This window comes from Spirosoma sp. KUDC1026 (assembly GCF_013375035.1).
Classification (GTDB): Bacteria; Bacteroidota; Bacteroidia; order Cytophagales; family Spirosomataceae; genus Spirosoma.
On the sequence record NZ_CP056032.1, the window covers coordinates 4,044,040 to 4,056,368 of the forward strand.

The window sequence follows — 12,329 nt, forward strand, 5'->3', positions numbered from 1 at the left end:
CGGGCGTCAAAAGTACGAACAGCGCCTGAAAAATCCGCCAGAAAAGGGCTTTTTGCCTGACTCAAAACAAACCCAGAAATAATGCAGAAATCTATTCGTAATTCATTGATTTACAGATAATATACAACCATAAAATAGTCCACCTTCAACGAACGATGGAAGCAGGTTTTTCGTTAATAAAGTATGACACAGATAAACCACGTTTCGACCCATTCCACGAGTACTCAGGCTCCGCTTTCGCCTACTCCAGCGGCCAGTTTGCCACAGGACGAGACCTGGCGTAAGTCTATCCCAGCGCAGGTGTTTCTGAACCATTTCTTCGCCATGGATTATCATATCCAGCATCAGAACGACCTGTCCGATCTGGCTAAATTTCCCGTTTTCCAGCAGTTCTACGGTCGCGCGACCGACGAGAACCGGAAGGCGCTGGAAAAGCTCCTGCTGAATAGCTGGAGTGCGGAGTATGCCCTTCGGATTACGCCCGTTGTCAACGACGAACAGTACTTGCAGAGCTCGCTGCACTGGACGTTCCCTCAGGCGTACTACAGTGCCCTGTTCAGCGCCCGGGCCTTTCTGGCCGTGCAGGGTGTTAATGTCAGCAATGAAGAACTGATCCGCAAACGGATTGGCAACGCCGTCGTGCGGGGTTACTACCCGGCTTCGATTGGTTATTATGCGCTGGGGCCAATCAACAGCTACCGCATTCAGCGACTGCCGATGGCCAAACGATTCAGCGTAGCGGCTAAAACAGACCTGCTGTTGCCTTCGCGCTCGGGTCTGGCGCAGGCGGAGCTGGCTCAGTTCCTGAAAACAACCCGCGATCAGCGCGTGAAAGCGCTGCGGTCAGCAATCCAGAATAACCCAAAGACGGCGCTACGTAGCCCCAAAACAGGTGAGATCCTGCAGAAATTCAGCGTTGAGCAGTACAAGCAACTGGCAAAGCAAATTGGTTACACGACGTATTTTGATATGCTGAGCCGTCTGCGTATTTCATCGACCAATCGGGAGATCGAACGCTTTGTCGATTCGGAAATTGACGTGAAGCTGTTTCACCAGAGTCTGGTCAACATCGTAGCCCACGTCAACGCCGTGCACGAAGCGTATATCGCCAAGGCATTGGGTGCCCCTGCGTACCGGCAGTTGGTGGCGAAACTACCCGCTTATTTACAGGAAAGCTTCGTTCGGGAACGGATGAATACCCTTATTCTACCCATGATCGAGCAGCGGCCCGAGGAACCGTCTCTGCGGATGGCGGCTTAAAGTAATCCTTCCCCTCGAAGGCCGATAACACGATTAAAGCATTACTTCTGAAGCGCCGTTCAATGATATTCCATTGAACGGCGCTTTTGTTATTCAGGCCGATCTCAATCACACAGGGTTCGGGTATCTGTCACTTCCGACCGGCAATATGCATCCTAAACAACCGGCTCATGAACAGGCAATTATACGCTTCACCAATTAGTGTGACTTTAGGAAAAATAACCTGTTCAGGAAAAGTAATTCTGGATAGATATTTGCTTAATGCCATAGACAGACACTACGTGTTTCCATCCACTCGATTACGTTCAACTTACTTACAATTATTTTTCTTTTTTCAGCCTATGGTAACACCCTCTACTCACCTGACGTCAAGTTACTTTCCAGGGATACAGGGGCTCAGAGCCGTAGCCTGTCTCCTGGTTGTATTCTTTCACCTGGCTATGTTGCTGGACAGAACCTACCAGCTGCCGATTCTTAATACGTTCTTTTCGCAGGGGTACGCGGGTGTCGACCTGTTCTTTGTCATCAGCGGTTTTGTCATTGCCCACAGCAGTAGGAGCCTGATTGGCCAGCCGACTACATTCCGTACGTACTGGCTCAAGCGGCTTGTCCGTATTTATCCTATGTACTGGCTGGTGCTACTGCCAACGCTGGCGGGCGTTCTGCTCACAGGCTCATCAGACAAAATCCCCGCCGGTTCGGTGCTGGACGTGTTTGCACACTGGACCTCCACGGCCCTGCTCCTGCCGGGGCACGACGCCATAAACGGTGTGAGTTGGTCGCTGAGCTACGAATTGTATTTCTACGGCGTATTTAGCCTGTTGATTTTGTCGCCCCGCCTGTGGGTTGTCCCGGCCGGCATTGGTCTGGGAACGCTGCTCATGATGCGCGAACCCGTAACAGGCACTTTCGTTAACGATTTTCTGCTGAGCCCCTTCAATCTGGAGTTTGGCCTGGGTGTGCTGGTCTGGTCTATCAACCAGCGGACCATACTTTCGACACGCCTGAGTCTGGCGCTCCTCGTCGCGTCGGTTCTGGGTGTCGTATTTTTTCAGGCGACGGTTACGAACGAAGATCATCTTCAGCGCGTGCTGGTCTTTGGCAGCTCGTCGTTCCTGCTGCTGCTGGGCGTACTCGGACTGGATAGTCAAGACTTGCTGCGGGTTCCGGTCTGGCTGGGTAAACTGGGCGATGCGTCGTACATGCTGTATCTGATCCACTGCCCAACGCTGATCATTGCCAACAAACTCATTAAACCGCTGGTGCTGGACCCTTTTTCTGTACTGACGCTGAATCTGGCGCTGGTTGTCCTGATCAACTGGAGCAGCGTTTACCTGCACGAGCATCTGGAGAAACCGGTTATGAAGTCGCTTCTTCGGCGGCTGCTCCCTGTCCGGCCCCAAGTCGTCATGCCCACTCCTGATCCTGTTGCCGCCTAGAGTGGGACACCCAATTAACGGAACAGCCCCAATGACCTCAGTTCACTGGGGCTGTTCCGTTTCAGAACGTACTCATTTGTTCTTAATAGTTCAGTTTGGCCAGGTATTCGAAATCGTAGCGGGCGCTTTCCATGGCCGTTTTGGGGTATTCTTCCTGCTCGACAAAGAAGTATTTCACGCCTGATTTCTTCATGTTCTGCAGCATCTCTTTAATATTGATGTTGCCTTTCCCGAACTCAGTGCTTTCCTGTTTCGCCCGGTCCATATCCTTCAAATGCCAGAGCGGAAAACGGCCGGGATATTTGTTGAAATAAGCCACCGGGTCATTACCCGTCACGATTACCCAGCCCAGATCCAGTTCCATTTTCACCAGCTTGGGATCGGTATTGGTCAGCAGGATGTCATACAGGGGTTTGCCGTCAACCACCTTGAACTCATAGTCGTGGTTGTGGTAGCCAAAGGTGATGTTCGCTTTCTGGCACACCTCGGCGGCTTTCGTGAACGTATCGGCACAGCGTTTGTAGTTATCGACGGTCTGCCCTTCCGACGGAAGCGACGAACAGATCAGGTACTCCTGCCCTGACTCGGCCGCCTGATCAACGGTCTTCTGCCAGTTTTCGTCGATGGCGACGTGGCCGCTCCGTAACGTCATGCCTAGATCACTGGCTACGTTCTTCATTTCTTTAGGCTGTAGACCGTAGTAAAGCCCTTTCGCGCTACGGGCCGATTCCAGCTGTTTATAGCCAATTTTAGCCAGCTCTTTCAGCGTCCCAACCGCGTCGTCCAGCATCTCTTTCCGGACAGTGTACAGTTGAATACCGACATTCTTGACCGTAGCAGCCTGGCTGAGCTGGGGTAATAAAAGGGCTCCGAGAGTTGCTCCGCCCGCTGTTTTCAGAAATTGACGTCTTGTGTCCATAAAATTCTTAGCCGGGCTACGCAGCCCCTTTTCCCAGCTAAGGTAAGCAAGCAGACAGCGGTATCTACTGCTGCCACCGTATTCGATTCCCAACCTTATGAACCGGCTACAGTTACACTCCCAGTACTTTGTTACTGGCGACGTTTCATGCGATTTCCGTTTCTCTTATTCATTCTGCTTCCGATTTCTTGCTACGTATCGGCCCAGCAAACCCGCCTGCTGGATCCTAATACGATTGGCTGGTTTACCTACAACGGCGATCACAAACTCGGCAAACGCTGGGAGCTGCACACCGAATACCAATGGCGTCGTACGGATTTTCTGCACAGTATGCAGCAGAGCCTGGCGCGGGTAGGGACTAATTACCAGCTAAACGACCGCGTCTCGGTGGGTGGCGGGTACACCAACCTGACTACCTATCCCTACGGCGATTACCCCGAAGACGACGTGATGACGTTCGAACACCGGTCGTACGAGGACCTTAACATCAGTGATCAATTGGGTCTGGTCAGCCTGTCGCATCGCTTCCGGCTCGAACAGCGCTGGTTGAGCGTAGGGGCCGACGCCAATCCGCGTGACATCGTTGACTGGGAATTTCAGAACCGAATTCGGTATCAGATTTCGGGCAAAATTCCGCTCCAGGGTCAGCGCATCGACAACGGCGAGTTCTACGCCAATTTCTTCGCCGAGCTATTCATCGGCTTCGGCCAGAACGTAGGTAATGACATATTCAACCAGAACCGACTGTCGGCGGGGCCGGGCTACCAGATTCGGGACAACCTGAAGCTGGAATTGAATTACATCAACCAGATCAAGCAGCACGCTACGCCCGAACCCACCTCCGACCGGCCGGTTTTCGAGATCAACAACGGCTTCCGGCTGAACGTCGTTTATAACCTCGACTTCACCAAATAGCCGAAGCCCCGTTAATGTTTTACCATCAACGGGGCTTCGGCTGTAGAGCCAACTTGGGCTATTTCCTTTCTATTTCCCGGCTGTCAGTACCGCCTTCATCTGATCGGCGACGAATTGATTTCCCTTTTCGTTGAGATGCACCCGGTCGGTAGTCAGGACCCCCCGATCTTTGTTTTCAGGATTGTTTTTCAAGTCATACTCCTGAAACGCTTTCCGCAAATCAACCAACGGCAGGTTATAGCGGGTGGCCAGGTCACGGATAAAGGCGCTGTACTGATTCAGGTCGCCGTCCTGCTGGTTGGTCATGTCCGTTTTCTCGCCAATGGCTGCGGGCGTGCACAGAACAACGCGGATGTTATTCGCTTGTAGCTTTTTAATCACCGCTTCGTAAAACCGGACAAACTTGTCGGGGTCGGTTCCGGTACCGCTGCTGGCCTTATGCCATACGTCGTTAACGCCTACCCAGATGACAACTACATCCGGTTTTTTGGCTAGTACGTCGTCTTCCATCCGCAGGTACAGGTCGTAGATTTTGTTGCCGCCAATGCCCGCGCCAATGAGTTCAAACTGATCGGCGGGCAGCGTCTTTTTCAGCATATCAATGTAGCCGCCGGGATTAACGCCCGCTTGGGTAATGGAATCGCCGAAGAAAACGACCCGGGTTGGTTTACTGATGAACGCCGTTGACAGCAGCAGGATAAATGCAAATAAATAGATGCCGGTACGCATGGTTTTAGTAATGATAGCAGCGGTTAAAAAAGCCAGTCAAAAATAGTGATTCGCCCTTGTAGGTTATCATTACCGCTGTAAAGTCAGTTCGCCCATGCATCTACCCGGTACGTTTTTCGCGACAATCGAAACGTCACATCACTCTTCATAACACCGGATTTCCAGCAGGGCAGCCGGTGCCGACTTCGTCTGCGCATCACCGTTGACGCCTTTCAAATGGACGGTCAGACTACTTGTCTGTAGGGGCGTATCAAAACGGATTGTGTTACGACTTTGGTAGTTGTTCGTAGTGCTGAATACCTGCTCCCGCCGGTCGTTGCAAAGCACGTAATCACTGACGCAGAACGGCGAGGCCGTTTCGGGATGAGTCATCAGGACGGTTTCCATAGGATGGTCGAAATCACTATCGAAGCAAAGCTCTACCCGACTGATACGTTGTGTGACCGGCCAGGTCAGCGTCACCGTCGGATTGGGATCGGCGGGGTCAGCAACGTAGGCATTTGGCTGATTTGTCGGGCGCTGGATACCATTACGCAAGTTTTCGACGCCGAACAAACTCAGTCCCGGCTCGATACGCATAGCGATGTTGTGGCCTTTCGGCCGCCGTTCGGGGCACCAGAACTCGAACGTATCGACGCCAATATCTTCCGTTGGCTCCTGCTTGCCGTAATTCGATACGGCAGGGTTAGTTTTGTTAAAGACCGACAGGACGCCCGTTACGCGTAACTGGCTGTACTGCAACTGAACGTGCTCGTTTTTCAGGAACGTAACAAACACGTAGCACGGCTCGGCGATGGTAGCCGTGAACGGCAGCTTCAATTCCTGCTTTCCTTTTTTCAGCACCAATGTCAACGTTTCCAGCGTTACGTCGGGCGTGTGGTTATCTGCCCGGCTGCTTTGGCGCAACTCAACGGTCAGCTCGGTATCCTGATCGGCCGTAACAAATACGGTCAGCTGCGGCATCGGTCCGGCAGGAACAGGCAGCATCTGCGCCGAGGATGACGTTAGCGGCTGAAGTGGCCCGTCGGGCGGCAGTTGATTCAGCACGAGTTCGCTGGACGCGCTTAGGGTAGCCTGCCTGGCCAGGTCGGCCTGATCGTGCAGTAGAATACCCGGAAGGTGCTGCCCGGTTTTCAACAATTCCCGTTGCAGTTCCTGCATCCGCGCGGGCTCGTTCAGCCCGCGCGGATGCAGTCCATTACGTGTGCAGAGCGCAGCCGCCATGCCCACCGCCTGCCCGCCGTGGGCGCTCGTACCCATCACCCGCGACGACCCAAACGCGACGTGCGACGCGCTGATAATCCGTCCGGCCAGGAACAGATTGCTGACGTTCCGGCTGTAATAACAGCGGTACGGAATTCCGTAAATGCCCTTGCTGTGCCACTGATTGCAGCCCGGTTTTTCAGAAAAAACGCCGTCGGCGGGGTGCAGGTCGATGGACCAGCCGCCAAACGCTACGGCGTCGGGCTGGGTGCGTTGTTCGACAATATCCTGCTGCCGGAGGATGTAATCGCCTTCGAACCGGCGGCTCTCGCGCTTACCCGGTATCTGACCGACCCATTCCAGGGTCATCGTCTCCGCTTCGGGAAACTGGCCGGAGTTTTTGATGTAATTCCAGACGCCGTACACCACTTTCCAGAGTTCCCACTTGATCGCTTCCGTGTCGTGCACGGTGTCCAGCCGACCGCCGTATTCCAGCCACCAGAGCTGGCACCCCTGCTCTTTGGCAGTAAACCGACGATAGCGTGGGATTTTCGTAATGTCCTGTAGGGCGTAGGATGGCGGAATGAACCGTACGGGCTTACCGGTATCTTTGGTGTAGAAATATAAGGAGTGGCCCAGCAATTCGCCGTACTCAGCGGAGGGCGCGAATTTTTCGTCAAACTCAGCCTGCGGTTCGGCGCCCATCCGGAAGGCAGCCCCGGCCTGAAACGCGACGACACCGTCCCCCGACGCGTCGCAGAACAGCGGGGCCACCAGGTCGTACTGTGTACTATTCTGGCTGCAAAACGCCTTTACCGACGTAATCGTCGTCGCATCGGCTTTCGCGACGTCGTACACCGCCGTGTTCAGAAACAGCTTGATATAGGGTTCGGCAATAACCTTCTCCAGTAGAATCGTATCGAGAATGAGCGGGTTTCCTTCCGGATTGCGGTACAGGTTGTCGAGCAGGATTTCGTCGATAACGCCCCCCTCCCGCGCCCAGCGGTTGTTGTTGCCCATGTGCGACGTAGCGCCCAGCACCCAGAGCCGCACCTCCGACGAGGCATTACCGCCCAGCACCGGCCTGTCCTGCACCAATGTTACACGAATACCCGCCCTGGCCGCCGTAATGGCACAGCAAACACCCGACAACCCTCCTCCTATCACCACTAAATCTGCTTCGTGCCGTACTGTCTTTAGCGGACGACTATCGACTGCTTGTTCGCGTATCATTCGTTAAATCAATTAATTGCGTAAGAATAGAAAAGCTCGTTGGTTTAATAACCTCAATCGTAAGTGTCTTCTCAAAGCCACGAACGGACAGGGTCAGCTCAGCGCTTTGCCCCGGCTGGAGATCCGGAATCGACACCGTCTGGTTGTTGGTTTTCAGTTTATACTGCCGGATAGCATAGGCGGGAAAGTCATTCCGGGCCGTAATACGCAGCTTGAGCGTATGGACACCCGCCGGACCAAGCATCCAGCTTTCCCGCTCCACCGTCAGCGGAGCCATACCGGTCTGGTGGGTTTTGTAGAGCGGTCGCTTGGTCCGGTCGGGCTCGACAAGCCCCCAGGGGCGGTAGCCGTTGGCGTTGGTGCCCTGATATCGGCTCTGGTAATCGTTGAACGCCCACCAGGATGCGCCAATCACGTAGGGCAACTGCCGCACGTCGCTGAGGAATTTGTCAAGATGAGTCACCTGCCCTGCCTCACCATCCTTCCCGTCGGCGCGGGTGCCGTATTCGCTGATAAAAATGGGTTTATTCGGATAGAGCGCGTGAATGTGTTTCAGGATAGCCAGGTGATTGCCGTACGTATTGGTCGACACGAAATCGCAGTACTGCGAGGCTTCGTCTTCGGGCTTCTTCGGCAGGATATTCAGTCGCATCGACGCGAAGGTATACAGGCGGGTGGGGTCCAGCTCGCGGGCGTAGGCAATCATGTCTTTCGTCCACCGCTGCCCGGCGGGCTGTTCAGAGAGGTATTCGTTTCCGACGCTGTAGGCAATCACGCTGGGGTGATTCCAGTCGCGCTCGGCCATCTCCCGAAACTGCTGCCGGAATTTAGTCCGTATGGTGTCGTTATCCATTTGGGTGGGCGTCAGCTGCCAGTTGCCCGCTTCGGCAATGATCAGCATCCCGTTCCGGTCGGCCCAGTCGTAGATTGTTTCCGAGGGGGTGTAATGCGTCAGGCGCTGCAGCTCCATACCGGCTTCTTTCATCAGACGCATGTCTTTCTCCACCACCCAGTCGGGTTCGAGTGAACCCAGTCCCGGATAATCGACCACTCGGTTCCCACCCGCCATTTTAATGGGCTGCCCGTTAAGCAGCAGTTGGGTGCTACGTACCTCCACCTTTCGGATGCCGAAATTGGTTTGTACCGTATCGTCGCCAGTACTCACCCGCAGGACATATAACGTGGGCTGATCCACGCTCCACAATTTAACGTCAGCGGCTTTCAGCATCGTTTCGGCTTCCAGTATGCCCAGTTGACCCGCGGCTACCGAGCTGGTTTGGGCCGTCCATTTCACCGCGACGGGTTTTCCATCCTGTTGTACCAGAAAAGCCAGCTTCGGTGCCACTGCCTGACCGGTCGCGTTGCGAATCCGGGTTTTTACCCGTAGCGTAGCCGTGCCTTTCGCCAGATCGGGCACCGCTTCAACCTTGACGTTGTCAACATACACCGCTGGTTCAACAGTCAGGTAAACCGGGCGGATGAGCCCCCCGTAGTTGAGCCAGCCCATAAACGGGTCGTTAGGTTCGCCGTTGTCTTTGGCACCGGGGATGGTTCCGGGGCGCCAGGTATTGTTGTTGACCGAAATCACCAGATTATTATTATCCGCCTTTAGCTGGTCGGTTACGTCAAGCTGAAACGGCGTGTAGCCCCCCTCGTGGGTACCGACTTTCTGCCCGTTCAACCAGACGGTACACTGGTAATAAACCGCATCGAAGTGCAGCAACACCCGCTTTCCACTGGTGGGTTGCCAAGGGAAATTGCGTCGGTACCAGACGGTCCCGGTATAGAACTGGTAGCGCGAGTCAACCGAAAAACAGTGCGGTACGGTCACCTTATCCCAGCGGGCCAGCGATAACTCCGGCGCGAACCATTTCCGCTCGGCCCCGACCTCGGCGGGATCCATGGCAAAGTGCCACTCGCCCTGCAACGGAATTGCGTCGGGCTGGCGAATGGTGTATTGGCTAAAAGCGGGCAGGCTGAGCACCAGACAAACCAGCGGTATCAGCAGACAGCGTAATACGTTCATAACGGGGTAGTTGACTTAATGAGTGGTTGGGTTTCTGACGTAGCGACTGACAGGCTGATTCGCTGGGCAGCTCGCCAGGGAATGATGGCCGAGAACAGAATGACGACCGCGATACCCGCCGTTACGCCAGCTCCCTGCGTGGTCAACAGACTCAGGATAAACAGAATAACTGCCGTAAAAACCAGCGCCCCGGCGATAACCTGCATCCCAAACCGGTTCTGCCGTTTGGTTTCCAGGGCCTCTGCGCCCTGCCCTTCTTCGATGGCCTCGTCGATTTTCTGCTGACGAGCCATCCGGTACCGGAGCTCTTCCCGCGCCACCCGATCCCTCGACCGCGCCCAGAGTTCATACCCCAGCAGCAGGAGCAGCGGCAGACCAATACCGATCATCGTTTCGGCACCCCGCGTCAGTTTAAATTCCAGTAGCCAGGGTGAAAGCACCTTGAAGAACAGGTTAACCGTCAGGCCAATCCCGGTGATCCAGAGCGTTGCCAGGCCGGTCAGACGTTTGGAGAACAGCGCCCAGAGTGGTGGCGCCAGCAGCGGTCCGCCCGAGATGGACGAGATACTCAGCACCACTTCGACAATGCCGCCAGCCGCCGGTACCAGTAGGGCAATCCCAATCATGCCCAGCCCAAACACCCAGGACGAGCCCCGCGCTACCCGGATCAGTTGCTTATCAGAAGCCGCCGGATTGATCAGCGTTTTGTAGACGTCGTTGGTGAACACGGCCGAAACCACGTTCAGGGCGGTATTGGCGCTGGCGGAGGTCGAGAAATACATGCCCGTGAGCATCAGTCCCAGTAGCCCCGGCGGTAGCACCAGTTTGCAGATCATCAGGTAGGCGTTCTCCGTATCCAGACCCGTCAGGGCGGGGTTGATAACCTTGTAAATCATGGGCGGCATCATCCAGATGACCGGGCTGATCAGGTAGAGACCGGCGAACAGAAAAGCCACTTTCCGGGCCGATTTGGGGCTGTCGACGCTGGTGTAGCGCTGCACGAATGTCCAGTTGCCGCCGATGTAGCAGATGTGATACAGCACGAAGGCCATAATGAAGCCCATGGTGTATTCGCCGTTCAGCGGACTGAAAAAATCCTCGGGTACGCGCTGCAAAAAGCTGTCGAATCCGCCCACCCGATCCAGCGACAGGGGCAGCAGAATGAACACGGCCGCCGACAGGACGACGAATTGCAGAATGTCGGTCACCATTACGGCCCAGAGCCCCCCGACGGCGGTGTAGGCAATCATGAAAATACCCAGGCCAATCGTGCAGGGCATCAGCGGCAGATCCAGCGAGGCACTCACGAGTTTGGCAACCGGGTAAAGCACCGATCCTTTGATGAACAGGGAAACCAGCGTAAAAATGAAGATGTAGACCTTTTGCACCGTAGCGCCCAGCCGCTCCCGGATGAACTCGGCGGCCGTCAGGGCACCGGTACGTTTCCAGCGGGGTGCCAGAAATAGCCCCGTAACCAGCGCGCCGATACACATGGTCCATTGAATGGTGATGGCCACCCAGCCGTGTTTGTAGGCGATGGAACCCCAGGCCACGAACGTACCAGCGGAGAAAAAGCTCATGAAGAGCGAGAGACCGCCGATAAACCACGGCACCGCTTCGCCCCCCGCGAAGAACGATTTCAGGTTGCGCCCCGTCCGGGCGAACAGCATCCCGATCCCCAGTACGAAGGCGGAGAAAACGAGGATAACGACGGTATCAATGGTTGTATTCATAGTGGTTTCAGTTCTTATTTAGGCGTGGCAGCAATACGTTCGGCCACCGTTCTGCCAATGTCATTCAGGGCGTCCTGGTTGTAATGGACAAAGTCTTTCATCCACCGCTTCGCCGGAAATTGGTTCGCATCGGCATACACGATCGATACGTTTGTCAGTTGCCGGGCAACGCGAAGCTGGGCCATCCGAACGACGTCGTTGCCCGTTGGCGCGCGGCCGATCTGGTTACCCGTCAGCACGATGTAAAAAGGAATGGTAGCCCCCAGTGCTTCCCGAAACCGCTGGATTACACTGATCAGGGCAGCTTCGTAGGCTTGCGCCGTTAGTTTGCCGTCGAAAATAGCGTTGGCATCCCGTTCGCCCTGGAGCCAGATGATGCCGCTCACCGACTGTTTTTCGTGTTGCTGCGCCCGGTTGATTTTCTGAACGGCGTTCGCTAGCAATGGCTTCCGACCGTCGGCCGACCACGTACCATAATCGGCCATTTCGGCGTTGACGTGGCACGAACTGCCGCCCCGGGCTGCCGGTATGATGATGACCTGCTGGCCAGTTAGCTGGTGGTAGCGCTCACCAAAAGCCGGCCAGGCACTTCCTGTACGAGCTGGTTGAAACGCCAGTGCGTTCTCCCCCACCGGATCGGCCAGCGGCACTAACGTATCGTGCTGATAGCGATATTCGAACGCCACACCTGCCGGTACCCGAACCGACGAATCTGCCTGCCCCTGACCTACCGCGTTGCTCTGACCCGCCACGACAAATAAAGCTTTCGACTGTGCCAAACTGATGGTTAGGCCACCACTCAGCAGTGTAGCGGTTACGAAGAGTATAGTACGTATTCGGATCAGGGTTATACGTTTCATTATCAGACAGGT

The 12,329-nt window shown here is 55.1% G+C and carries 9 protein-coding genes; 3 read left to right on the forward strand and 6 right to left on the reverse strand.

Translation table 11 applies throughout. The features are described 5' to 3' along the window. Positions 1-183 precede the first annotated feature (183 nt). Together HU175_RS16910 and HU175_RS16915 are read left to right on the forward strand one after the other, a co-directional pair. A complete protein-coding gene (locus HU175_RS16910; protein ID WP_176567707.1) occupies positions 184-1,260 on the forward strand; it encodes a hypothetical protein in 1,077 nt (358 codons plus the stop codon). Between the two features lie 341 nt (positions 1,261-1,601). Further along, positions 1,602-2,699, forward strand: a complete 1,098-nt coding sequence (locus tag HU175_RS16915; protein ID WP_176567708.1) for an acyltransferase family protein — start codon at positions 1,602-1,604, stop codon at positions 2,697-2,699. A gap of 82 nt (positions 2,700-2,781) precedes the next feature. Here HU175_RS16915 and HU175_RS16920 read toward each other — a convergent pair whose 3' ends face one another. Further along, complete coding sequence (locus tag HU175_RS16920) at positions 2,782-3,618, reverse strand: TIM barrel protein (protein WP_176567709.1); 837 nt, start codon at positions 3,616-3,618, stop codon at positions 2,782-2,784. 147 nt (positions 3,619-3,765) lie between these two features. Between HU175_RS16920 and HU175_RS16925 the strand changes: the two genes are divergently transcribed. Then, positions 3,766-4,533 (forward strand): DUF2490 domain-containing protein, encoded by a 768-nt coding sequence (locus tag HU175_RS16925; protein ID WP_176567710.1) that lies wholly within the window; start codon positions 3,766-3,768, stop codon positions 4,531-4,533. Positions 4,534-4,602: 69 nt separating this feature from the next. On the opposite strand, the gene HU175_RS16930 is transcribed toward HU175_RS16925, so the two are convergent. The 5 genes from HU175_RS16930 to HU175_RS16950 all read right to left on the reverse strand — a co-directional run bounded on the left by HU175_RS16930 (position 4,603) and on the right by HU175_RS16950 (position 12,317). Further along, complete coding sequence (locus HU175_RS16930) at positions 4,603-5,262, reverse strand: SGNH/GDSL hydrolase family protein (protein ID WP_176567711.1); 660 nt, start codon at positions 5,260-5,262, stop codon at positions 4,603-4,605. 138 nt (positions 5,263-5,400) lie between these two features. Beyond that, the gene (locus HU175_RS16935; RefSeq protein WP_176567712.1) at positions 5,401-7,698 is read right to left on the reverse strand and encodes an FAD-dependent oxidoreductase; all 2,298 of its coding nucleotides are present in this window, start codon (positions 7,696-7,698) and stop codon (positions 5,401-5,403) included. Further along, the gene (locus HU175_RS16940) at positions 7,673-9,724 is read right to left on the reverse strand and encodes a glycoside hydrolase family 2 protein (protein WP_176567713.1); all 2,052 of its coding nucleotides are present in this window, start codon (positions 9,722-9,724) and stop codon (positions 7,673-7,675) included. Before HU175_RS16940 ends, HU175_RS16935 begins: the two co-directional genes overlap by 26 nt. Continuing rightward, positions 9,721-11,457 (reverse strand): sodium:solute symporter family protein, encoded by a 1,737-nt coding sequence (locus tag HU175_RS16945; RefSeq protein WP_176567714.1) that lies wholly within the window; start codon positions 11,455-11,457, stop codon positions 9,721-9,723. The genes HU175_RS16940 and HU175_RS16945 overlap by 4 nt, the downstream gene beginning before the upstream one ends. 14 nt (positions 11,458-11,471) lie before the next feature. Next, complete coding sequence (locus HU175_RS16950) at positions 11,472-12,317, reverse strand: sialate O-acetylesterase (RefSeq protein WP_176567715.1); 846 nt, start codon at positions 12,315-12,317, stop codon at positions 11,472-11,474. Positions 12,318-12,329: the final 12 nt, after the last annotated feature.

Excerpts from the sequence above, each read along its gene's own strand:
- HU175_RS16915 (WP_176567708.1), top strand. The coding sequence starts at position 1,602 with ATGGTAACACCCTCTACTCACCTGACGTCAAGTTACTTTCCAGGGATA.
- HU175_RS16925 (WP_176567710.1), top strand. The coding sequence starts at position 3,766 with ATGCGATTTCCGTTTCTCTTATTCATTCTGCTTCCGATTTCTTGCTAC.
- HU175_RS16920 (WP_176567709.1), bottom strand. The coding sequence starts at position 3,618 with ATGGACACAAGACGTCAATTTCTGAAAACAGCGGGCGGAGCAACTCTC.
- HU175_RS16945 (WP_176567714.1), bottom strand. The coding sequence starts at position 11,457 with ATGAATACAACCATTGATACCGTCGTTATCCTCGTTTTCTCCGCCTTC.
- HU175_RS16935 (WP_176567712.1), bottom strand. The coding sequence starts at position 7,698 with ATGATACGCGAACAAGCAGTCGATAGTCGTCCGCTAAAGACAGTACGG.
- HU175_RS16950 (WP_176567715.1), bottom strand. The coding sequence starts at position 12,317 with ATGAAACGTATAACCCTGATCCGAATACGTACTATACTCTTCGTAACC.
- HU175_RS16930 (WP_176567711.1), bottom strand. The coding sequence starts at position 5,262 with ATGCGTACCGGCATCTATTTATTTGCATTTATCCTGCTGCTGTCAACG.
- HU175_RS16910 (WP_176567707.1), top strand. The coding sequence starts at position 184 with ATGACACAGATAAACCACGTTTCGACCCATTCCACGAGTACTCAGGCT.
- HU175_RS16940 (WP_176567713.1), bottom strand. The coding sequence starts at position 9,724 with ATGAACGTATTACGCTGTCTGCTGATACCGCTGGTTTGTCTGGTGCTC.